This window comes from Staphylococcus marylandisciuri, from assembly GCF_025519785.1.
Taxonomy (GTDB): domain Bacteria; phylum Bacillota; class Bacilli; order Staphylococcales; family Staphylococcaceae; genus Staphylococcus; species Staphylococcus marylandisciuri.
Window position 1 is genome coordinate 12,489 of the sequence record NZ_JAOPKZ010000009.1, and the last position, 21,781, is coordinate 34,269.

At 34.7% G+C, this 21,781-nt stretch carries 24 protein-coding genes and 2 pseudogenes; 13 read left to right on the forward strand and 13 right to left on the reverse strand.

What is annotated here, in order from left to right:
• Positions 1-31: 31 nt before the first annotated feature.
• Genes N9R04_RS06200 through N9R04_RS06210 form a run of 3 tightly spaced genes read right to left on the reverse strand, consistent with a single transcriptional unit; the run spans position 32 to position 2,141 of the window.
• On the reverse strand, positions 32-691 hold the full coding sequence (locus N9R04_RS06200) for an ABC transporter ATP-binding protein (RefSeq protein ID WP_262855799.1): 660 nt from the start codon (positions 689-691) through the stop codon (positions 32-34).
• Positions 692-702: 11 nt separating this feature from the next.
• The gene (locus N9R04_RS06205) at positions 703-1,752 is read right to left on the reverse strand and encodes an ABC transporter permease (protein WP_262855800.1); all 1,050 of its coding nucleotides are present in this window, start codon (positions 1,750-1,752) and stop codon (positions 703-705) included.
• A 20-nt stretch (positions 1,753-1,772) separates the two neighbouring features.
• Entirely contained in the window at positions 1,773-2,141 is a 369-nt protein-coding gene (locus tag N9R04_RS06210) for a YbgA family protein (RefSeq protein WP_262855801.1), read from the reverse strand.
• Positions 2,142-2,287: 146 nt separating this feature from the next.
• Here N9R04_RS06210 and N9R04_RS06215 point away from each other — a divergent pair, with 146 nt between their 5' ends.
• Positions 2,288-2,713, forward strand: coding sequence for a pyridoxamine 5'-phosphate oxidase family protein (locus N9R04_RS06215; RefSeq protein ID WP_262855802.1), 426 nt, complete (start codon positions 2,288-2,290; stop codon positions 2,711-2,713).
• Between the two features lie 577 nt (positions 2,714-3,290).
• On the opposite strand, the gene N9R04_RS06220 is transcribed toward N9R04_RS06215, so the two are convergent.
• Complete coding sequence (locus N9R04_RS06220) at positions 3,291-3,557, reverse strand: FmdB family zinc ribbon protein (RefSeq protein WP_262855803.1); 267 nt, start codon at positions 3,555-3,557, stop codon at positions 3,291-3,293.
• A complete protein-coding gene (fmdA, locus tag N9R04_RS06225) occupies positions 3,557-4,750 on the reverse strand; it encodes a formamidase (protein ID WP_262855804.1) in 1,194 nt (397 codons plus the stop codon). Before fmdA ends, N9R04_RS06220 begins: the two co-directional genes overlap by 1 nt.
• Positions 4,751-5,473: 723 nt before the next feature.
• On the opposite strand from fmdA, the gene N9R04_RS06230 reads away from it, so the two are divergent.
• The 5 genes from N9R04_RS06230 (at position 5,474) to N9R04_RS06250 (ending at position 8,836) form a co-directional block, all read left to right on the forward strand.
• Positions 5,474-5,698 (forward strand): hypothetical protein, encoded by a 225-nt coding sequence (locus N9R04_RS06230; protein WP_262855805.1) that lies wholly within the window; start codon positions 5,474-5,476, stop codon positions 5,696-5,698.
• Positions 5,699-5,949: 251 nt separating this feature from the next.
• The gene (locus N9R04_RS06235; protein WP_262855806.1) at positions 5,950-7,155 is read left to right on the forward strand and encodes a macrolide family glycosyltransferase; all 1,206 of its coding nucleotides are present in this window, start codon (positions 5,950-5,952) and stop codon (positions 7,153-7,155) included.
• A 694-nt stretch (positions 7,156-7,849) separates the two neighbouring features.
• Entirely contained in the window at positions 7,850-8,098 is a 249-nt protein-coding gene (locus tag N9R04_RS06240) for an AbrB/MazE/SpoVT family DNA-binding domain-containing protein (protein WP_262855884.1), read from the forward strand.
• Positions 8,095-8,433, forward strand: coding sequence for a type II toxin-antitoxin system PemK/MazF family toxin (locus tag N9R04_RS06245; protein ID WP_262855807.1), 339 nt, complete (start codon positions 8,095-8,097; stop codon positions 8,431-8,433). The genes N9R04_RS06240 and N9R04_RS06245 overlap by 4 nt, the downstream gene beginning before the upstream one ends.
• A 301-nt stretch (positions 8,434-8,734) precedes the next feature.
• Complete coding sequence (locus N9R04_RS06250; RefSeq protein ID WP_262855808.1) at positions 8,735-8,836, forward strand: type I toxin-antitoxin system Fst family toxin; 102 nt, start codon at positions 8,735-8,737, stop codon at positions 8,834-8,836.
• A 277-nt stretch (positions 8,837-9,113) separates the two neighbouring features.
• Here N9R04_RS06250 and N9R04_RS06255 read toward each other — a convergent pair.
• Together N9R04_RS06255 and N9R04_RS06260 are read right to left on the reverse strand one after the other, a co-directional pair.
• Positions 9,114-9,758 (reverse strand): annotated as a pseudogene (locus N9R04_RS06255) (IS6 family transposase).
• Between the two features lie 117 nt (positions 9,759-9,875).
• Positions 9,876-10,868, reverse strand: a complete 993-nt coding sequence (locus tag N9R04_RS06260; protein ID WP_262855810.1) for an aldo/keto reductase — start codon at positions 10,866-10,868, stop codon at positions 9,876-9,878.
• A gap of 155 nt (positions 10,869-11,023) precedes the next feature.
• Between N9R04_RS06260 and N9R04_RS06265 the strand changes: the two genes are divergently transcribed.
• Positions 11,024-11,419 carry a MerR family transcriptional regulator gene (locus N9R04_RS06265; RefSeq protein WP_262855811.1) on the forward strand — a complete coding sequence of 132 codons (396 nt, stop codon included), beginning with the start codon at positions 11,024-11,026 and terminating at the stop codon, positions 11,417-11,419.
• Positions 11,420-11,439: 20 nt separating this feature from the next.
• Positions 11,440-12,072: an NAD(P)H-binding protein gene (locus tag N9R04_RS06270; protein ID WP_262855812.1), complete on the forward strand. Its 633-nt coding sequence runs from the start codon at positions 11,440-11,442 to the stop codon at positions 12,070-12,072.
• 197 nt (positions 12,073-12,269) lie between these two features.
• On the opposite strand, the gene N9R04_RS11555 is transcribed toward N9R04_RS06270, so the two are convergent.
• Positions 12,270-12,443 (reverse strand): hypothetical protein, encoded by a 174-nt coding sequence (locus N9R04_RS11555; RefSeq protein ID WP_506005086.1) that lies wholly within the window; start codon positions 12,441-12,443, stop codon positions 12,270-12,272.
• Between the two features lie 191 nt (positions 12,444-12,634).
• Entirely contained in the window at positions 12,635-12,961 is a 327-nt protein-coding gene (locus tag N9R04_RS06275) for a hypothetical protein (RefSeq protein ID WP_262855813.1), read from the reverse strand.
• A 100-nt stretch (positions 12,962-13,061) separates the two neighbouring features.
• Between N9R04_RS06275 and N9R04_RS06280 the strand changes: the two genes are divergently transcribed.
• The 3 genes from N9R04_RS06280 to N9R04_RS06290 all read left to right on the forward strand — a co-directional run bounded on the left by N9R04_RS06280 (position 13,062) and on the right by N9R04_RS06290 (position 14,137).
• A complete protein-coding gene (locus tag N9R04_RS06280) occupies positions 13,062-13,427 on the forward strand; it encodes a hypothetical protein (RefSeq protein ID WP_262855814.1) in 366 nt (121 codons plus the stop codon).
• A 127-nt stretch (positions 13,428-13,554) separates the two neighbouring features.
• Positions 13,555-13,794, forward strand: a complete 240-nt coding sequence (gene mazE / locus N9R04_RS06285; protein ID WP_262855815.1) for a type II toxin-antitoxin system PemI/MazE family antitoxin — start codon at positions 13,555-13,557, stop codon at positions 13,792-13,794.
• Complete coding sequence (locus N9R04_RS06290) at positions 13,784-14,137, forward strand: type II toxin-antitoxin system PemK/MazF family toxin (protein ID WP_262855816.1); 354 nt, start codon at positions 13,784-13,786, stop codon at positions 14,135-14,137. Before mazE ends, N9R04_RS06290 begins: the two co-directional genes overlap by 11 nt.
• Before the next feature lie 287 nt (positions 14,138-14,424).
• Here N9R04_RS06290 and N9R04_RS06295 read toward each other — a convergent pair.
• A pseudogene (locus tag N9R04_RS06295) lies at positions 14,425-15,099 on the reverse strand (IS6 family transposase).
• A 114-nt stretch (positions 15,100-15,213) separates the two neighbouring features.
• On the opposite strand from N9R04_RS06295, the gene N9R04_RS06300 reads away from it, so the two are divergent.
• The gene (locus tag N9R04_RS06300; RefSeq protein WP_262855817.1) at positions 15,214-15,417 is read left to right on the forward strand and encodes a TM2 domain-containing protein; all 204 of its coding nucleotides are present in this window, start codon (positions 15,214-15,216) and stop codon (positions 15,415-15,417) included.
• Positions 15,418-15,581: 164 nt separating this feature from the next.
• Here the strand turns inward: N9R04_RS06300 and N9R04_RS06305 are convergent, their stop codons facing one another.
• From N9R04_RS06305 to N9R04_RS06315, 3 genes are all read right to left on the reverse strand, one after another.
• Positions 15,582-15,755 carry a hypothetical protein gene (locus tag N9R04_RS06305; RefSeq protein WP_262855818.1) on the reverse strand — a complete coding sequence of 58 codons (174 nt, stop codon included), beginning with the start codon at positions 15,753-15,755 and terminating at the stop codon, positions 15,582-15,584.
• A 369-nt stretch (positions 15,756-16,124) separates the two neighbouring features.
• Complete coding sequence (locus N9R04_RS06310) at positions 16,125-16,793, reverse strand: MgtC/SapB family protein (RefSeq protein ID WP_262855819.1); 669 nt, start codon at positions 16,791-16,793, stop codon at positions 16,125-16,127.
• A gap of 88 nt (positions 16,794-16,881) precedes the next feature.
• Complete coding sequence (locus N9R04_RS06315; RefSeq protein WP_262855820.1) at positions 16,882-18,474, reverse strand: FMN-binding glutamate synthase family protein; 1,593 nt, start codon at positions 18,472-18,474, stop codon at positions 16,882-16,884.
• Between the two features lie 1,538 nt (positions 18,475-20,012).
• Between N9R04_RS06315 and N9R04_RS06320 the strand changes: the two genes are divergently transcribed.
• Positions 20,013-21,266 carry an acetylornithine deacetylase gene (locus N9R04_RS06320; RefSeq protein ID WP_308445806.1) on the forward strand — a complete coding sequence of 418 codons (1,254 nt, stop codon included), beginning with the start codon at positions 20,013-20,015 and terminating at the stop codon, positions 21,264-21,266.
• The last annotated feature ends 515 nt before the right edge of the window (positions 21,267-21,781 follow it).

The window sequence follows — 21,781 nt, forward strand, 5'->3', positions numbered from 1 at the left end:
CCAAAGCTAGGTCTAACTAATCTCGATTCATTTATCTCGTTAACGCTCCATCCTTTAAATAAAAGACTTGATCACAATAGGAAGTTAATCGTTCATCATGAGTTACTATTATACATGCTTTATTGCGCTTTTTCGTTTCTGTACGTAGAATCTCTATAACTTTCATCGCATTATCGGTATCCAGAGAAGCTGTAGGTTCATCTGCTAGTATGAGTGAAGGGTTCGTATAGAGCGCTTTAATAATCGCCACTCTCTGTTTCTGCCCTCCTGATATTTGGTTAGGAAGCTTATGCGTTACAGAGCTTAGGCCGAGACTATCCAGCATTGTTGCTAACTCGTTTTCACTTAAGACTTCCTTCTTTTCTTTACGCAATAACTTAAATTGTTGTTTCACTGTTAAAAAAGGCACAAGATTAGATGTTTGTAAGATAAAGCCTACCTCTTTCATACGCAGTTGAGAAAGCTGTTTCTGGTTAAGCGATGTAATCTCAGTACCATTTATATGAATTTTACCTGAAGTAGGTGTTTGTAATGCACCTGCCATAGTTAGAAAAGTGCTCTTACCTGACCCGGAAGGTCCGAGTATAGCGACGAGTTCCCCTCTCTCAACTCGTAAAGTACTGGGTTTAACCGCTTCAATCTCTTGGTCGCCGTCATTAAATGTCTTTGTAACTTGTTCAAAACTTAACATCTTTATACCTCCTAACCAATAGCTTTCAGTGGATCTATCTTTCTAATTGATAGTATTGAGAAGACGCTACCTAATAATGAAATGAGTATGAGCGCTATACCAAATATAATAAGCGTAACGGGGTCAAATTTAATAGGGACTGCATCCGGTAAAAACATGCTAGTTATAATTGTTAATATCAGTCCGATCAGCGTACCAATAAGTGAAAGTATCAACGTTTGAGATACCACGACTTTACTGAGGTAACCATTGGTAAATCCTTGTGCCTTCAATACACCGAATAAACTTTTCTTTTGTAAAGTCATCACGTAGAGGAAGACACCAATAACAGTCGCAGAGATAATAAACAAGAAAGTAATCATAAAGTTTAAAGTAAGATTCTGTGGTTTATAACCAGGTAAATGTTCTATAAATTGATTAATGCTCACTGCTTCTAATTGATGATGTAAGACGATGTCCTTCCACGCTTTATCTTTAATAACGACAGCATTCGTTTTCTCTTCAGTTAACTGTGGATTCACTTTCTTGATCGTTGCATTATCACAAAATAACACTGGTGAAGCATTATATTTAGCACTTTCTGTAAACCCTACTATTTTTAGCTTTTCATCCGATTGAGAAAGAGATACGTTATCCCCGATCTTAAACCCTTTATTTTTCAATGTCTCATCTGCTAAAACTTCATTATGACGATGAGGGTGTTCACCTTTAATCACCTTAGGCACCAGGAAAGAATTATTCTCTACGCCAAACAGTAAAGCGTTCTCTTCATGATGCTGATTAGAGATAATCACTCCAGTTTGTTTTAAGGTCGCTTTTTTATGAAATTGATTATTCACCTGGTCCTTGTTAAATAATGATTGCGCTACCGTTTGATTAGCATCTTTCTTCATAACTATAGCATCTGCATCCCACTGATTGATGTTTTCTGTATTCATACTTATGAGACCTTTGGCTAGTCCTGATAAGAGAAATAATAAATAGCTGATCAAGACAAGAATACAGATGATAAGACTGAACTTTAGTTTATTGCGTTTAATTTCATTCCATGCTAAGAACAAATGCTCCACCTACTCTCCTATTATTGAAGTATTCGACTTTCTAGTAAGTATTTTACATCGTATTTCTGAGCTAGTGCCTTTAGATATAGGCGTAGTTCATCACTATCGACCTGCTGTTGTTTATATTTACTTTTTAGCGATAAATACTGCTCTTTTTCTTCTGTCGTTGCTGCGTCCTTAAAGTATCCCCACATATGATCAGCAGAATTAATTACATTATTGCTCTTCGGAGTATAATTTAAAGCTTTAATAATGTATTGTTCTACTTTTTTATAAGAAGGGTCTTGCTTTAATAGCTCACGTATTTCATCATACATTCTATGGCTGTGCCAAAGTACTCTATATTTTTCAGTACGCCACAAGACTTCAATGCGTCCACGTTCTTTCATATCTTATTCTCCTTATACTACTTTTATATAATAGTAATTATATTCCCTTATTTAGGCTAAATCATCCCTCTTCTTTCTACTTATTCTACTACCCTAAGTGTAATCAGAAAAATGAGTGGGTAATGTACTAATGAGGTGATTAGAATATGAGTAGAGAACAAGTAAAAACAGAAATTGAAAACATATTAGAACAGTCCAAAGTAGGTGTCCTTTCCACCGCTCATAATAATGTGCCAAACAGTAGATATATGATTTTCTACAATGATGATTTTACGCTCTATACTAAAACGAATATCGAATCAAATAAAATTCAAGAGTTTAAAGATAATCCTCGTGCACATATCTTACTAGGATACGATGATACTCAAAATCGCAGTTTCTTAGAAATTGATGCAGAAGTTGAAATTCTTAAAGATCAAGAAACAATTGATTGGTTGTGGGAGAAACAAGATAAGTCATTCTTCGATTCTAAAGATGATCCTGATTTATGTGTGATTAAAGCAACGCCTAAACAAGTCAAAGTAATGAATGACGATAAAGTAAACTCACCTCGAACAATAGAATTAGATTAACTTTAAAAAGGGAGCGGGACAGAAATCTAATTTGAATAAAAGATTTCGTTGTCCCGCCCCGGCAAGGATGACTAGAATTGAAAAAAACTTGATACAAGCGCATTTTCAAATCAGTCATCTACTGCCAAGGCTGAAAGAGGCTGAGACATTACATTATGTCCCAGCCTCTGGCTTCGCTTTTATAGGGCTGCCCCAACCCGCTGTGCTTGTGGAAACTGGTTTATCAGTTTCTCTGTGTTTGGGCCCCACCCCAACTTGCAGTGCTTGTTGAAACTGGTTTACCAGTTTCTTTGTGTTGGGGCCCCACCCCAACTCGCATTGCTTGTTGAAACTGGTTTACCAGTTTCTCTGTGTTGGGGCCCCATGCTCAAATCCTAAATGCTTTTGTCTCGACCTCGTGTTACATCTTTCTTCTTTTCGTTACGTTGCTAACTACTTTCCTATGTATTTTTACTTATCAATATTATAGTCTAGCATTTATGAAGTAATCTTTAGCGAAATTGTTATCAAGACGCAATAAAGCCACTCAATTGAAGAACTGACATCTCTAATCATCTTCAATGAGCGGCTTAATTAATTAATGTCCCGTCATCCAAGGCCGTGCGTTTTTATTCGGTTGTCGTTGCTGCTTCGGCAAATCTTTCCCTTTAACCAGACGCGGTTCTTGACCTCGTTCAATACGTTTCTTCAATTTCGAATCCATACGCGTGGTTTGAATTGTATTGAAGACGCGTTTCGCTTCAGCTCCACACTGAGGACACTTAGCTATGTCATGGTTATCATTCATAGACTGTCTGATAGTAAATTCAGTACAGTTTGGACAATTATACGTATAATTAGGCATTATTCTTCAGGATCCAACTTCGGCATGATATCGCCTTTAAATATTTCGCGCGGGATCGCAATTGTACAGCAAGAGTTAGGCACATCTACAATGCCAGCTACGGTACCTTGAACAGGAGCTGATCCTAGAAGCATAAAGGCTTGTTCTCCTGTAAATCCTCTCGTCTTTAAAAATTCAATTGCATTTAAGCACGCATTTCTATAAGCTGTATTTGCATTTAAGTATGTTTGTTCTCCACTAAATTCATCCACAGAAATACCTTCAAATACTAGATAATCTGAATAATTCGGTAAGAGCGGGCTCGGTTTAAACGCTGGATTTTTCTTAATGTGATATTTATCCATTCCGCCTTTAATCACATTCACTCGCAGGTCGACCCATCCTGGCATTTCTATACCGCCACAGAAAGTAATCTCACCGTCACCTTGAGAGAAGTGTAAGTCACCAACTGACAATTTCGCTCCATCTACGTAGACTGGGAAGAATACACGTGAACCTCTAGATAAGTTCTTTATGTCACAGTTACCACCATTCTCGCGTGGAGGGACAGTACGGGCACCTTCTTTAGCTACTTTATCAAACGCTTTGCCTTTTAACGTTCCAGCGACAACTTGATCCGTATCAGGTAAGTATGCAAATGGTGGCTCGCGATCAGGATCTTGGTCAACAAGTTTCTGCTCTCTACGGTTCCATTCGTCCAACATTTCTTGTGAAGGCGCTACACCGATAAGACCTGGATGGATTACACCAGCAAATTCTACACCAGGCACATGACGACTCGTCGCGTAAACGCCATTGAAATCCCAAATTGATTTCTGTGCGTCAGGGTAGTGATCTACTAAGAAGCTTCCTCCATTCGTCTTATCAAAGATTCCATTGAAGCCCCATTCGTGTTCCGGAAATGCCCCGATATCTAGAATATCAACAACGAGTAAATCGCCTGGTTCAACTCCGTTAACATGTACTGGACCACTTAATACGTGTACGCGGTTTAAGTTAGCATATTTGATGTCACTTGGATCGTCATTATTACCTACTTGACCATCCGTCCAGTCTAAACACTCCATTCTGAAAGATTCCCCCGGATCTACTGAGAATGCAGCTGGTATGTCTGGATGCCACCGATTATGTCCTGGATGATCTTGCTGGTCCATTTTTTTATTTAAGTCGATATTAAATAATTTCTTTGGCATGTGTAATTCCCCCTTAAATAATTACTAAATCATGCGTGACTGAAACCTTCTGTTAAGTAAACGATAGCATATTTACGTCCTATTGTTTACTAATAGTATGAATCAGTATGTGAGACAAGATTCTATATAATTACACTGTCTCATCTTGAACCAATCGACTAAAGCACTCAAAAGCGAGATTGCAATACCATTCGAATTCAAACCACTACTACTGCGTATGGAGCTCACAAATCTTCTCGCGATGACATCTCAGCTTAATCATTAATTAATCGTCTCGCTTCACTAACCCTCGCCAACTAGCCCGTACGACAGCAATAATTATTACATTCAATACTATATTATTATTCGACAGTTGGGAAGTAATATTTAACACTTAGGAAACAATAAATTAACTTTCTCCTTACAAAATTCAACTTAATTTAATATTACGACTTTATATTTACAATAAATTTACAGTTACGCACTCTAAAGGTACATTTGAGCAAAATAATATCAACTTGAGACGTAAATAATAACTTAGCGTTTTCGAAATTCTAGAAGTATCCCACATTAACTTCCCACCCTCAAGTCCCGATTTCGTCTCAATCTCCCCTACCATGATTCTATACATCGATTTAAACTACATAATAGAAAAGGATAGTCAGTTAGGAACGCAGTTATTTCATGGTTTAATATGAGATAAACGGGAAAATTAATTATGAAATCATTAAGGAGTGATATGAAATGAGTATGATTGATGAACGGATGGCGAAAGATATCGAAGAGAAATCTTCTCGTGCCGAAGGTGATATCGATTGTAATTCTGAAAGAGAAATGCAGCAGAATGCATTTGAGCGATTAGGTAAGGACTCGGTTATTATTGAAACATTGGTCATAATGAACGTAGTCTTTGCTGTAGCAACTTTCGGTTTAATTGGTGCACTTATATATGCGCTTAAAAAAGACTAATTTATCCCAATACTCACGAGTAATTACTAAACACTACATTTCTTTATATAATTAAGTGATATTTTCTGTTGACTTAATGTGAGCAGAGGCGAATTCTATCTATGATGTGATTAGAGTTCGTCTCTGCTCTTTTTTTATAATTAATAATAAATGTATCTTAAGTTATACTAAACATTTATTGTTCAATATTTATTTTTGATAAGATGGTAAGAAGAAAAAATTTAATTCAATAACTATAAGGGGGTCCCCATATGAGTAAGGTACTAGTTATAAATGTCGGGTCAGAAGGTCATGTAAACCCTACTATTTCTTTGATGAACTACTTAACTCAACAAGGAGAAGACATCGTATACTACGCTTCAGAACAGTTCGCTGATAAACTTGAGAATACAGGAGTAGAAGTTCGTACAATTTCTACCGAGTCTATCATGACAGAATTTCGAGCTTACGGTAATGAGAACTTATTCCAAGTGATTAATGGGTTATTACGTACCGCCGATATTATCATCCCGCGTCTTTTGAGCGATATCGAAAGTGAGCATTATGATTACGTCATTTATGATTCAATGTTCAGCCTAGGATGGTGTATCGCTCAACACATGGATATACCATCTATCTCACTTTATACATCGTTTGCGGAAAGCAAAGCGACATTTGATAAAAAGTTTAATAATATGGCTAAAAGCTTAAGTGAAGAAGAGCTCAATACAGTAGATGAGATTTTCAGTGAACTCAAACATCATGTGGAGTCTACATATGACGTGACCATTCCATCGAGATATGAGGTCATGTATAACCCTGCTGACTTAAACATAAGTTTTATGCTTAAAGGTTTCCAACCTGACTTAGACCTGATCCCGGAAGACCAATTTATTTTTGCGGGTCCTTCCTTGAGGCTTAATGAAAAGAATCTCGATGTCCTAGATTCAATTGATGAGTCTAAACCCCTAATTTATATTTCGCTCGGTACTGTTTTCAACAGTAACCATGTGTTCTTTAAACAGTGCGTTGAAGCTTTTACAGATTTAGATGTTAACGTCATCATGTCAGTGGGTCATAATAATTCAATAGATGATTTAGGTTCTCTGCCTGACCATTTTATAGTTAAAAATTATGTGCCTCAGCTAGCGGTACTTAAAAAAGCAGACTTGTTCTTAACTCATGGTGGTATGAATAGTACAAACGAAGCACTGGTTTACAAAGTACCAATGATGGCCTTTCCTCAAGGTGCTGACCAGCCATTTGTCTCTAAACAAATTGAAGGCCTACAATTAGGCGCTAGAATGAATAGTGCTGAAACGAACGCTGCGGCAATTAAACAAGAAGCAACTGCATTATTAAACAATTTAGACTTATATAAGAAGAATATTCAAAGCATTAACGAGCAACACCCATACACGCAACCAGGTTATCAAGTAGCAGCAAAAGCTATATTAGATTATGTCAATAAGAACTAGTTACTTCATTAGATGATAAATTGAGTTCACTTAGTAAATGTTAAAGTTCTAATTAATACTTTACTAAGTTACTCAATATATGATGATGAATTGAATTGAGGTGCTACTTCTTACCATCCATAGATGATGCTAAACCTTATCTCTATGACTATTCTATCTGAACACAAAATAGAAAAGTTCAAACGCATGTTGCTACGAGGACTAAATAAAGTAGAACGTGGAGTGGATTTCGTCCCTATAGTAGTAAATGTAAAGAAATGAGTAGTAAAAACTTCGAGATTTATCGTAAATTTATACGAAGACCTCGAAGTTTTTCAGTTATTAAAATGTTTCTGACTGCTTAAATATATTAATAATTTACTATATAGTAGCTGGTTGAATAGTAAATACGTTAGTAATAGCATTTGAGTGTTGTAATGAGCTTTGGAGGAACACTTTATTTCTCTTTAAACATCTCCTCAAGGCTTAATAATTACTGAACTAAACTGTATAGACTCTGCCAAGACTAAATGAGTCTGTAAATTTGAGTAACTTCCATAGAATATTTTAAAGCACAAGAAAAAGTAGTAAATGCTCAATTTCATCGTATCAACTTTCGATTTACTAATCTTCACACATTAAGTATTTACGTTCGTAAGTACTTAATATATGATAAATATAAGGAGATGATACCATGTCTGAAACGTTAATTGATATCAAAAAAACATCTGAACGTGTATTCAAAAATGGAAATAGTAAAGCCATAAGTTTAAGCAAACAAACCATTCAACTAGTCGATTTTGAAGTAGGAGATAAAGTTGAAGTACAAGAAATGAATGGTGGTTTATTCATTACAAAAAAAGAAGATACAATCAAAGATAGAATAACAAACTTTTTCAAAAAAGGTGGGAAATACACCGAATCAGAAATAGATTTCGGCGAAAGTGTAGGTCGAGAAATATGAGTATCAAACAGTTCGATATACTCTATATCGACCTAGACCCCACACGAGGGCGTGAAAAACAGAAGATACGACCATGCTTAGTAGTCAATAATCAAATGACAATAGACGGAACTGACTTCGTTTGGATATTACCAATCACAAGTCGTGATGTGAGATTTCCGACGGATATAGAAGTTAAAACTAAAAATGGATTAGTTACAGGTGTTATAGATACCATTCAGATACGTGCTTTAGATCTTAATGCTCATTATCATAATTACAAAGATGAGTTACAAGAAAATTTAAAAAACGACGTCATAAAAGCGATACAGACGTATATCAAACCCATACCATGAAGTGATGGGTTTGTATATTTACCATATGTGATTTTTTTAATGTTCTCTTTTTCATCATCAATCGTCATATCTGTATACTTTAAACGATTTTTATTACCAAACTTAGGCTCTAATGTTTTTTTGAAGTTTTCTTCTAAATCATAAAAGTCATTATATTGGTTTTCCCCTATTTTTATCAATGTACTTACCCCTTACCACAATCATTTTTATAATTAATTATACACTAGCTTAGTGGTATAATGACACATGTCATCAACAATCCTAACTGTTGAAATAGGACAAGTTAGGAGGTGCTAGCAATATGTCTGTATTAGCAATTATTTACTCAACACTTATTGCGCCAATAGTTATTGGCATAGTTCATACGACTTATAAACATTGGTTGAATAATCGTAAGCGTTGATGGCTTTAAATAACCAGGCACTAAAAAACGCCATCTACTACGGCAATAGTAGATGGCGTTTGGTGCTTCAACATGTCTGTTGAAACAATTATTTCTCAACTTACTTACAGTATATCCTCTTTGTTATTGTTTGTAAAATCTTCTATATCTTCATAACTTTGTATTTTATAACTTTCATCTGATTTATGGTTCTGTTGCAAAGTTAGAAAAAACATCTAATTTCCTTTTTCATCATTTCAATGTTCGTTTAACTAGCTAACATATGACTGATTTCATGTCATGGCGAAAATCCGTAGATCTGAAGAGGCCTACGGTTCTTTTTATATAATCCGTAAATACATTCAATGCCTTTGAGTGTATTTTTGGCCGTATTGATACTTTGATACCTTGTCTTTCATACCTTAATATGACGATGATCTTGTTCAATGATATTATTAAGATATTTAGATGTACAATGGCAGTTAGGATTAAGCTTAAATTCTTTAATTACTTTAGTCATTGCGACCTTCGTTGAAGGTGCTTGATCTGTAATTACTATTTGGGGTCGACCAAATTGTTTAACAAGACGTTTTATAAACGCATATGCGGATTGATGATCTCGTTTTTTGCGCAACCAAATATCTAATGTATGTCCATCTGCATCAATTGCACGATACAGATAACACCACTGTCCTTTAATTTTGATATATGTCTCATCAATACGCCACTTATAATACACTTTTTTATGTTTCCTCTTCCAAATCTGATATAAAATAGGTGCATATTCTTGAACCCAACGATAAACGGTGGAGTGATGAACGTTCACACCACGTTCTCTTAATATTTCAGATATATCACGATAACTCAGTGCGTATCTTAAGTAGTAGCCAACGGCTACGGTTATGATATCTTGGTTAAATTGCTTATATCTGAAATAGTCCATAGAAAATACCTCTTTTTGTTAAAATTATACTAGAAAATTAACTTTGCAACAGAACCATTCATATTTATACCTCCTAAATCACAATAATAATTTTTTATTCATTCTAATACTAAGAAATTAGTAACCTATCATTTTGGCGTGAGGTTCATATGCATTTTCTATTTCTTCTAAATGTTCTTTTGATAGTTCTATGTTTAAAGATGACACAGCTTCTTCAATGTGTTTAATTTTAGTTGCTCCAATCACAGGTGCAGTTATATAATCTTTACTTAACATCCAAGCTAGTGATATTTGAGCCATAGAATAACCAGTTTCTTCAGAAATTTTTTCAATAGTATCAACGACTGGTTTATCAATAGATTTATTTTTACCCCACACATTTTTAGATATTTCATCTGTTTTTGAACGTTCTGTTTCCACCTCCCATGGGCGAGCAGTTCTACCACCAGCTAAAGGACTCCATGGAACAACTGCAATATTTGAGTCAGAAGCTAATGGCATTATTTCTCTTTCCTCTTCACGGTATAATAAATTGTATTGAGGCTGCACCGATGAAAATTTTGTCCATCCATTTATTTTTGCTATATTCTGCATTCTTTCTAATTGCCAAGCATCTAAGCTTGAAGCACCAATATATCTCGCCTTTCCACTTTTTACTACATCATGTAATGCTTCCATAGTTTCTTCCATAGGTGTTTGAGGATCTAAACGGTGAATTTGATATAAATCTACGTAGTCTAACTGTAGCCTTTCTAAACTATGATCAATTTCGGATAAGATTTCTTTTCTTGATAGTCCACCGCTATTCGGTTTTCCTGGTCTCATTGGAAAATTAACTTTAGTTGCTACAACAATATCATCTCTATTTAAACTAAATTTCTTTATTAATTTACCAGTCGTAATTTCACTAGTACCTGATTGATAAACGTTAGCTGTATCAAAATAGTTAATTCCAGAATCTATAGCCTTTTTAAAAACATCTTCCATATTCTTATCATTACTTGCCCATGGAAATAATCCATTTTCTACATTCGATTCTCCGAAACTCATCATTCCCAGTGCAATTTTAGATACGTCCATACCTGTATTTCCAAACTTATGATATTCCATTTTATCTCTCCTTTAAAGATTTAATAATAATGTTAATGTACAACTTGGAGTTAACTTCATGTCAAGAAAAATAGAAAATCAATTAATCTCTTGACTTGAAGTTAACTCCAAGTTTTAAGATAAGTTAAAATACTATATTTAAGGAGAGCTTATATATGAATATTTCAGAAGTGAGTCAAAAAATGAATATTTCAGCTGACACTCTACGCTATTACGAAAAAATTGGTGTTATACCTGAAATAGAACGTACTAATAGTGGAATTAGAAAATATAATGAAGATGATTTGAATTGGATTAATCTAGCAAAATGTATGCGTCAATCGGGTCTTTCGATAGAAGCACTGACTGAATATTTAAAGTTGTTTCAACAAGGTGAAAAAACGCAAGAAAAAAGATTAAGTATTTTATCAGAACAAAGAAAAATTTTAATTAGTAAAATACAACAAATGGAAAATACTCTACAATTGTTAGATAAAAAGATAGACTATTATGAAATATCATTGAAGCCTAAAGAAGAAGAATTGGATGTAAAGTCAGCTAAATTTAATTAAATAGAAAAGGAGAACTTTGTATGACAAAGATATTAATTATAGGTGCAGCAGGTCAAATCCCAAGATTTTTAATTCCTAAATTATTAGCTAACGGACATAAATTAGTATTATTTGCTAGAAATGCTTCACAAAGATTAAATCACTTACAACAAGACAATGTCGAAATCATAGATGGTGATTTGAAAAATAGACAACAATTGATGGAAGCAATGAAAGACGTAGATATAGTATATTCAAATACTTTAAGCAATGTAGAACAAGCTAAACCAATAGTTGAGACAATAGAAGATTTAAAAGTAAATCGCCTTATTGTAGCAAGTGTATTAGATATTTATGGTGAAGTCGTAGGAGAATTTGCTAAGTGGAATAGAATGATGGTCGGAAATGGAACACCAGAAAGAGCATCTGCAGCTGAAGTTGTAGAAAATTCAGCTATTAACTATACAATATTAAGGTTAACCTGGCTTTATGATCAAGAAGGAAAAAAATATGAAATAACTCATAAGGGTGACCCATTTTTAGGGGCTCAGGTGACGAGACAAGCTGTTGCACAACTAATAACTGATATTATAAATAATCCAAAAATGTATTCATATGAGAGTATTGGAGTGAATGAACCTAATACTAATTACGATAAGCCTAGTTTTTATTAGTAGTTAAATAACTAATTAATCTGAAAAGGAGAAATAATATGAATAATAAGGAAGACTCCTTTTTGTTAAAATTATACTATAAATTCAACTTTGCAACAGAACCATTTATGAACTTCAATATGTTTAGAGAAAAATATTTAAATATAAAAAGTCGCCTAAAAATAAAGTAGGCGACTTAAAAGACTAAAAAAAGAGTTTTAATATGTTTTAACTTTTCTTAGTTTATATGCTTTTGATGAAATATTAGGTAATGCATAAGGAGAAATTATATGAGAACCAGGATCATATATTGATTTTTTACTAGCTCCATATTTATAAGCTTGATAAACAATTTTAGAACAGTAAGTAGGATTTTTGGATTTTAAATTCATATTAATTCCATAGTTATATTTTTTCCTACATAATTTTTTTAGTCCAAGCAGCAGCTTTAGGTCCAGCTTTAGAATATTTTGAACGATATATTTTTAACTAAGATCCTTTTCCAGAATATCTTTTTTTAAACCAAGATAAACTATGTACAGCAGGGTGATGACCTGAACCATAAATATGTAAAATCTTTTTACTACTTATAGCAATTGCAGCATGTCCAGTTAAACCCCCAAGAACTAGTTTTATTAGAAATCAACACATCTCCCGCTCTTAAATGAAAAGCAGATCTATAACCTGTTCCATCAGAATCATTGGCTAGTGACTGTTCGCCTTGTTTACTTTCTTCTAAATACTTATTCCATTGTTCTTCATCAAAAGACTTTTCTAAAATACCTTTTTCCTTTAAATATTGATAATCTACAACATTAGAATTTTCAGCGTGCGCAGTTTCAAAAAATCCAACTGACGGAAAAGAAAGGATTAATATGAATGCAAGTACAAAAAATATTAACTTTTTCATTATTTCATTTTCTCCTTTACTTAATTTTATTTACAATTAAACATTGCATTAAATAAAATGATATTAAAAGAATAAATACATTGAAGGGAGAACTTTTAAAATGAAATGGTTAAAAATCATTATATTAATATTATCTTTAGTTCCAATAGAATTTATCGGATTATTTACTGATTATCAAACAGGTTTATTAATAGGGTACATCCCATTTATAATAGTTGCCATATTAATAAGTAGATCTATTTTTAAATTCGGCTTTAAAAATAACATAAGTATTATAATAAGTAGATGCATCGGAATATTTCTTTCTTGGGTATGCGTTCATTTGTTTATGAATATTTACGGTTCATCAGATTATTTTAAACCTCTTACTACAGATATTTTCGCATTATTTTTAGGAGCTATTCATTTCATAGTTATTATGCTTATATATTTAGTTATCTATGGTTTTTCTCATCGCAATAATTAACTATTATGTTACTTATATTAAAGGACACAAAGATTAATTGGTTCTGTTGCAAAGTTAGGAGGATACTTTTATATTACTTATAATTACTGATATTTTATGTATACTTAAAACGTAAGGAAGGCTACTAATGGATACTGTTAAAGCAAGAAAACAAGGTAATGCTGTTATGGTCACTTTAGCAAAAAAGTTCAACGTTCCAGAAGGCAAAGAGTTTTTCGTAACAAAAGAAGACGATGGTACAATTTCGCTTATTCCAAAAGTAGACGATTATTTTGAAAACGCTGAACCCGGTCAGTTCATAGACCAAGAAGATACAATAGCCAAGAATTTTTCAACGAGGGGTAATGAGTTAGACAATGAAAATTAAACAAGGGACGTTGGTTTATATTGATTTTGAACCATCAAAAGGGAGCGAAATAAGAAAAAGAAGACCTGCTATTGTATTAAGTCGAGATGAATATAACCTATCTTCCAATTTGATTATTGTCTGTCCTATTACATCAACTGACAAAAAACGACCTTATTTTATAGCTATTAATAACAAAAGCCTAAAACCAAAGAGTAAGGTTAATACCAAACAGGTGTATAGTTTAGATTATACTCAAAATGGCGGAAAAAATATTGAAATTATTGGAAGGATTACAAACAAAGAATTAATGAATATAGCTCAACATTTTATGCTGAATTTTAACTTTCGTTTATTCAACTAAAAAGGGAGCGGGACAGAAATCTAATTTGAACAAAAAGATTTCGTAGTCCCGCCCCGGCAAGGATGACTAGAATTGAAAAAAGCTTGATACAAGCGCATTTTCAAATCAGTCATCTACTGCCAAGATGCTAAAAGGGTCTGGGACATTACAATATGTCCCAGCCTCTTAAGAAAGAAGTTTTTGTATTAAAGCTTTATGATAAAGAAGCTTTAAAAATTGATTTTTAAGGATCTATTGCAAAGTTATAAAAATAAATCACTAGTGATGGTTTTGATGTTTTTTTGCTATTAACTCGCCAACATGTAACTTATTTCATGGCATGGCGAAAATCCGTAGATCTGAAGAGACCTACGGTTCTTTTTATATAATCCATAAATACATTCAATGCCTTTAAGTGTATTTTTGGCCGTATTGATACTTTGATACCTTGTCTTTCATACCTTAATATGACGATGATCTTGTTCAATGATATTATTAAGATATTTAGATGTACAATGGCACTTAGGATTAAGCTTAAATTCTTTAATAACTTTAGTCATTGCGACCTTCGTTGAAGGTGCTTGATCTATAATTACTATTTGGGGTCGACCAAATTGTTTAACGAAACGTTTTATAAACGCTTATGCGGATTGATGATCTCGTTTTTTGCGCAACCAAATATCAAATGTATGTCCATCTGCATCAATCGCACGATACAGATAACACCACTGTCCTTTAATTTTGATATATGTCTCATCAATACGCCACTTATAATACGCTTTTTTATGTTTCCTCTTCCAAATTTGATATAAAATAGGTGCATATTCTTGAACCCAACGATAGACGGTTGAATGATGAACATCAACACCACGTTCTCTTAATATTTCAGATATATCACGATAAATCAATGCGTATCTTAAGTAGTAGCCAACGGCTACGGTTATGATATCTTGGTTAAATTGCTTATATCTGAAATAGTTCATAGAAAATGCCTCTTTTTGTTAAAATTATGCTACAAAATTAACTTTGCAACAGAACCTTTTATAGAAATAGTTTATAATAATAATCAAATAATTTATTTGAAATGAGGCGACCTTATGAAAGTAGACAAAATAGTTTATGCGGCATTAGCTTTCTTTTTGGGAGGGCTCGGCATCCATAAGTTCTATAGCAAAAAAACAGGATTGGGTTTATTATATCTTGCCTTTAGTTGGACTGGTATTCCTGGTGTTATAGGAATTATAGAAGGAGTGCGAGCTGCCATAAAAACACCTGATAGCTCGGGAAAAATAGAAATCTAAAATCAAAAACGAAGCTCAATAAAAAGTACGAGGAATAAACGTACATTATAATGCAGAATTGGGGTTTGGGACATAAAGCTTTTGTGCTCTGGGAAACCGATTATCGGCCTCCCAAAAGCAGGATTGTCGACAGAAATGCTCAGATTCGGGAGCGGGTCAGAAATCTAATTTGAATGAAAAGATTTCTGACCCGCTCCCTCTTTGTTGGGGCCCCGCCCCAACTCGCATTGCTGGTGGAAACTGATGAACCAGTTTCTTTGTGTTGGGGCCCCACCCCAACTCGCTGTGCTTGTTGAAACTGGTTTAACAGTTTCTTTGTGTTGGGGCCCCCTGCTCAAATCCTAAACGCTTTTGTCCCGACCTCTTGAAGATAATAGTCAGCTATACGTAACCGTTTCATCGCAGACGATAAGATTGCTGCTACATACTCTCCCTCACAACTTTTACTATACTAAAAAAACCAGCACTTAGTATGCTAACTAGAGATAGAGCGATAATAGAAAGACTTTCAAGAAGGCACTTCTACTATCACTCTGCGTTTTCGAAGTCTATAAACCAAAGCTCAGGTTGGTTTGATTAGTTGAGAAAACGCCCTCAAGTCAGCACACTGAAACAGTGCTGGTTAAAACTTATAAGCAATCCTGTTTTGACAATGATATATGGCATTAGCATGTTACCCCATGCTTTGATAGATTCTTCAATAAACGCTAAGTTACTGAATTAATATCGTCTAAATCGATAAGGTTTTCTATCATTTTATTATTACTATAACCTTTAGCTGCAACTTTACCTGTCACATTTAAATAAATAGTCCCTCTATCTATCTTAAAAATAGTGAAAGAAATGTTTTCTATACCGTTACTCTCTAATAGTTGAGTTATATCTTGTTTAATGTGAGCTGAATAATTCGCTTCTATAGTGAATTTAACCTTCTCTTTACGAATAATAATTTCATGGAGGAAGCGTGCCCGCATGAAATACTGAACGACGACAATCAAAATCGTAGTAACAATACCTATAAAATACATACCTGCGCCTAATGCCATACCAATACCAGACATGATCCACAATCCGGCTGCTGTCGTTAAACCGTTAATATTTTGGTTTCTTATTAGGATTGTACCTGCACCGATGAAACTGATACCACTGACCACTTGTGCAGCTACACGCGATGGATCGAGCGCAATGTTAGTATGACCTAATAAATCATCAAAACTATATTTTGAAATAATAATGAATAATGCTGATGCGGTACTGACCAAAATGTGAGTACGTACACCTGCAGCCTTCATTCTTTGCGCTCTTTCATAACCTATTATGGAGCCACAAAACGCAGCGACGATTATTCTTAAAAAGAGATCTAATTGAAATAACATACTATCCCTTCTTTCGACATTTACGTTATTTCAACTTGCTATATACCATTTTACTATAAAGTGTTTAAAATCTTAATAACTAAGTACATTAACTGACTTTACTGTCATCAATTAACTTCAATTTGTAATCGTGAATGGTCTGAATAGATCCATCTTTACGCTTCAATATGATGTGATCGCGAGTGATTTGAGTAGGGCTGGATACGCCTACTGCAGCAGCAATCGTAAAGAGTCCCTCATGTAAACTTGTAATATAGTTAGTTACACGGTACTTCTTCTCATCGATAATTAAAGCGCGCTCACGTTTAGGATCAGTAGTAGCCACACCTACTGGACATGTATTCATATGACATTGCTGACTCATAATACAACCTACACTAATCATCATACCGCGTGCCACATTAATAAGATCTGCACCTAAGCCAAGCGCAATAGCAATCTTATCAGGTGTGACCAGTTTACCAGAAGCAAAGATCTTCACTTTGTCACGCACACCATATTTCTCTAGCATACCTGACACAATGGGTAAAGCGGTAAATAACGGTAGACCTACGCCATCTTGAAGTTCTTGGAAGGTCGCTCCAGTACCCCCCTCACCACCATCTACAGTGATGAAACTTGGATATGTATCCGTCTCAACCATTGTTTTTACAAGCTCTTCTATTTCATTCACTCGGCTGACTACAATTTTGAATCCTACTGGTTTTTGCCCATGTGTTTCTAATTTATTCACCCAACTTAGCAATTCTTTATTATTGCTAATATGGCTGAAACGGTTAGGTGAATTAATGGTTTTCCACGGTTCAACGTTACGAATTTCAGCTATTTCTTCTGTCACTTTATTACCTTCCATGTGTCCACCACGTGTCTTAGCACCTTGAGCAAGTTTAACTTCGAATGCTCTAACCGTCTCTCTGCGGGCAACTTTCAAGAACATATCTAAGTCGAAAGACCCCTCTTTATCACGTACTCCAAACATTCCGGGTCCTATCTGAAAGATGATATCTGCTCCACCTTCTAGATGATATTGAGACAAACCACCTTCACCAGTATTCATCCAAGTGCCCGCTTGACCAAGACCCATAGATAAAGCGGTAATAGCACGACCACCTAATGCGCCGTAACTCATCCCTGATTGACCTACTAGGCGCTTAATCTTAAACGGGCGCTGCAAATGACTTCCGAGCACAACGGCGTCATCATCTGCAAGATAGTAAGGATCGATTTCTGACTTATGAATTTTCTCATCACGATTGAATAAACGCTCATTTTTAACCTTATAGATAAATGTTGATATCATACGTGATTGATCAATGTTCAGTTCAGACTCTTGTTTAGGATACATCGCGTTTTGTATGAAGAAACCTTCTTCATAAGGATATAATGTTCCATAACTAGACATACGTGAATTGTACTTACCAGCTATAACTATATTAGTGTAATCTGCACGAGAAAATGGCTTACCTTGTGTGTCTTCTGAGAATAGATACTGACGCATTTCAGGTCCTATCTTCTCTAAAAAGTAACGCACGCGTGCAAGTAATGGATAATTACGTAATACACTATGATGTTTCTGAGTCTTATCTTTAAAGTAAAATGCTACAGCAATCAACAAACCAAAGACTAACACAGCAACAACTAACACATTGATAATTAATTGCAATACAGTTAAGAATGTCATATCTATATCCCCCACTATAGAGTTTCAATAATCCAACCTAGCTACCGTGTTGCATAGCCCCCCATGTCTCACGGTACTTATAGAATTGAAAGCGCTTTAACGATGCCTATTAATAAAAGCAATCATCGCCCGCTGACTGCCTACAAGTGTTTATAAATATATGTTAAAGTACGCTCAATTCATTATTCTCGAGGTTGTAATATTATACTTTATATAAGAAAACATTTAAGCTCAGCCATAAACATTTCCTATTCATTTTTGTATTATTCTACAATTTCATCACTTTTTCAAGGCTTAATGGCAGCAATTAAAGAATTGAAACTATCAAAAATAGTTCGACAAATGGTCGATATCTCAAACTTGAAATGTTAGTATAAAATTACATAAATAGAGAATGTTTATTTTTACGATATTAGAGAAGTGAATCAAAGATTTTGTTTTCGGTTCACTTTTTTTGGGGAAAAGGATTAAAGGTATATGATGATGTGAATTAGGTAAGACAGGAGGAGAATAGAATGATCACCACTATTATAAGTTGGATTATAACTTTTTTTGTACTTTTAGGTATCGGCTCAATAGTGATGAAATTTAAAAATAAAAAATGATATGAATGATTCAACGTTTTGATATTGCACTTGATTATTCAGCTTACTTCAATGAGCTTGTAGTACAGTAATATGTATGGCATTATGCTTTGGACATATAGTAACTACTTTTAAATAGATAAGAACCAAGGAACTTAAACCTGAGGCTGGGACATAAAGGTCTTTGACTAGAGAGAAAGGGAGCGGGACAGAAATCTTTTTATTCAAATTAGATGTCTGTCCCGCTCTCAACTATGTGAAGAAAGTAGATATCATTAGATCTGTACAAAAGTTTATTAATTCAAATATCTTTGAATAAGAAAAAGAAGTTTACTACCTAGCCATCCTACCTTACATGTGCGGTGCGACAATTTAGGTATATCGTAAAAAATGAAGGGGGGGGATATAATTGTTATTTGATGAATTAAAATGTACATCTTGCAATAATAATATTCAAAAGAACGAAAATATAACAATATCGACTAATTCTAATGAAATCAAAGGGTATACATTTTTGAAAGGATGGGCTACTGGTCAAAAAGTCCTTTGTGAAAACTGTTCTAAAAACTTAGTAAAAGACTAATCTTTATATAACGAAAGTATCAACGTCTATCTTAATTGAAAGCATGACAAAATGAGGTTGCAAATCAATTTATTGCCGTCTATATTCAGTTTATTAACACAACTATTGGCTTTAAACCCCTCTTTTGAATAGCTGCACCCTTCCACTAAGTTCGCTTTTCCAATAACTTTTAATTATAGAATTGAATACATCTCTTAGATATAGAGTTTTGACTCCCCCTTTAGCTTACATGAATTCGTTTGTCACTATAGTTGTTCATTGAACTAAAGTTCACTACCTCACTCATAAGTAAGTATTTGCGAAGAGGTTCTGCTCTCAATTGTCTTCAAAGCTTAGTTTGATACACTCTAGAGTAACAACTATATAATAGAATAAAGGAGGAGGAAACAATGGAACAACGCTTTAAAAATATTCTTGAAATGCTCGTGAAATATCAAACTGAAAGTCCACCCGCACGCAATACTGACCCATTACAAGATGAAATTCAACAAATATTGGAAGAGATAGGCTTTGAGATTCAACGCATCCCTTTGTATAAGAACGATAGTGTAATCAACGCTACACTTAGAGGTAAAGATCCGACAGCGCCTAAATTGATTCTAAATGGTCATATTGACGTCGCTCAGGTGGGCGAGAGTTCAGAATGGACTTACCCGCCATTTCAACTCACTGAAGTAGATGAGTATTTGTACGGACGTGGCGTGGCAGATATGAAAGGTGGAATGGCTGCTTTGCTCTATGTTCTTGAAAGACTCCATTCTGAGCAACTACAACCTTTAGGTGATATCATCGTTCAATCCGTCGTTGGTGAGGAAGTTGGTGAAGCAGGCACTAAGACTGCCTGTGAACATGCACCCCAAGCAGATTTAGGTATTGTATTAGATACGAGTGAACAAATGGCGCAAGGTCAGGGCGGCGTGGTAACAGGATGGATAACAGTAAGTAGCAGAGAAACTATTCATGATGGTGCACGCTTAAATATGATTCACGCCGGTGGAGGAATTTATGGTGCAAGTGCGATTGAAAAAATGACCAAAGTGATTCAATCTTTAAATGAACTAGAGCGTCATTGGGCCGTCACGAAGAGCTATCCTGGTATGCCAGCAGGCTCTACAACTATAAATCCTGCTGTAATCGAAGGTGGGCGGCATCCTGCTTTCGTGGCAGATCAATGTAACCTATGGGTGACGGTGCATTATTTACCTGACGAGAATCATGAAGAAGTCATTGCAGAGGTAGAATCACATTTAAATAAGATGGCTGAAGCGGATGTATGGCTACGTAATAATCCCCTTCAATATGACTGGGGAGGCACTTCGATGATTGAGGACAAAAATGAAGTATTTCCTAGTTTCACTTTACCTATCGATCATCCCGGTTATCATTTGCTTAAAGAATCACATGAGAAAGTCTTAAATCAACCTCTTCAATCTAATATGAGTTCGACAGTGACTGATGGTGGTTGGCTTGAATTCTTCGGTATACCTACCATCTTATATGGTCCGGGAGAATTAAAGGAAGCGCATAGCGTTGATGAGAAGATTAAAGTAACGGAGCTAGAACAGTTTGCTGAAGTATTAACTCAATTTTTAAAAGAGTGGTATAAACATCCTAAAAAAGGCTAGTGTCCTAACTTTGAGGCATAAATAACTGTAACCTGAAAGCTTATAAAACATGAGACAAAGATGACGATAACTTAGCACTTTGAGCTAATAGTTAAACTCTAGTCACCTTTGTCTCTCAAAGATTTCATCTCGACTTTTTACAGCAAGTGAATGTAGCTTTAGGGTTGAGAGCTTTGGAGCGGGACAGAAATCTATTTTGAATAAAAAGATTTCCTAGCCCCGCGCCGGCAAAGATGCTGAAAGAGGCTGGGATTTATGTCCCAGCCTCTCACACTAATAACGCCTATAATAATCTAGAATCACATGGTAAGGTATCGATTTGAGTTTAGATTGCTTAATTATAGTTCGGGCTGACTATCAATTACAGTCTTAAGCGTTATTAGCTAAATCTAATTAAGTAAATTCTATATACCTATGGGAAAGAATGGTGGTTTAAATCAACTCACGCAATAGGGATGAGGTATCGTATCAATTGTGAAATTCTGCTACCTCAACCACTAATTAGCATTATAATT

Coding starts and splice junctions, on each gene's coding strand:
- N9R04_RS06200 (WP_262855799.1), bottom strand. CDS start 691: ATGTTAAGTTTTGAACAAGTTACAAAGACATTTAATGACGGCGACCAA.
- N9R04_RS06210 (WP_262855801.1), bottom strand. CDS start 2,141: ATGAAAGAACGTGGACGCATTGAAGTCTTGTGGCGTACTGAAAAATAT.
- N9R04_RS06215 (WP_262855802.1), top strand. CDS start 2,288: ATGAGTAGAGAACAAGTAAAAACAGAAATTGAAAACATATTAGAACAG.
- N9R04_RS06220 (WP_262855803.1), bottom strand. CDS start 3,557: ATGCCTAATTATACGTATAATTGTCCAAACTGTACTGAATTTACTATC.
- fmdA (WP_262855804.1), bottom strand. CDS start 4,750: ATGCCAAAGAAATTATTTAATATCGACTTAAATAAAAAAATGGACCAG.
- N9R04_RS06230 (WP_262855805.1), top strand. CDS start 5,474: ATGAGTATGATTGATGAACGGATGGCGAAAGATATCGAAGAGAAATCT.
- N9R04_RS06235 (WP_262855806.1), top strand. CDS start 5,950: ATGAGTAAGGTACTAGTTATAAATGTCGGGTCAGAAGGTCATGTAAAC.
- N9R04_RS06245 (WP_262855807.1), top strand. CDS start 8,095: ATGAGTATCAAACAGTTCGATATACTCTATATCGACCTAGACCCCACA.
- N9R04_RS06250 (WP_262855808.1), top strand. CDS start 8,735: ATGTCTGTATTAGCAATTATTTACTCAACACTTATTGCGCCAATAGTT.
- N9R04_RS06260 (WP_262855810.1), bottom strand. CDS start 10,868: ATGGAATATCATAAGTTTGGAAATACAGGTATGGACGTATCTAAAATT.
- N9R04_RS06265 (WP_262855811.1), top strand. CDS start 11,024: ATGAATATTTCAGAAGTGAGTCAAAAAATGAATATTTCAGCTGACACT.
- N9R04_RS06270 (WP_262855812.1), top strand. CDS start 11,440: ATGACAAAGATATTAATTATAGGTGCAGCAGGTCAAATCCCAAGATTT.
- N9R04_RS11555 (WP_506005086.1), bottom strand. CDS start 12,443: ATGAATTTAAAATCCAAAAATCCTACTTACTGTTCTAAAATTGTTTAT.
- N9R04_RS06275 (WP_262855813.1), bottom strand. CDS start 12,961: ATGAAAAAGTTAATATTTTTTGTACTTGCATTCATATTAATCCTTTCT.
- N9R04_RS06280 (WP_262855814.1), top strand. CDS start 13,062: ATGAAATGGTTAAAAATCATTATATTAATATTATCTTTAGTTCCAATA.
- mazE (WP_262855815.1), top strand. CDS start 13,555: ATGGATACTGTTAAAGCAAGAAAACAAGGTAATGCTGTTATGGTCACT.
- N9R04_RS06290 (WP_262855816.1), top strand. CDS start 13,784: ATGAAAATTAAACAAGGGACGTTGGTTTATATTGATTTTGAACCATCA.
- N9R04_RS06300 (WP_262855817.1), top strand. CDS start 15,214: ATGAAAGTAGACAAAATAGTTTATGCGGCATTAGCTTTCTTTTTGGGA.
- N9R04_RS06310 (WP_262855819.1), bottom strand. CDS start 16,793: ATGTTATTTCAATTAGATCTCTTTTTAAGAATAATCGTCGCTGCGTTT.
- N9R04_RS06315 (WP_262855820.1), bottom strand. CDS start 18,474: ATGACATTCTTAACTGTATTGCAATTAATTATCAATGTGTTAGTTGTT.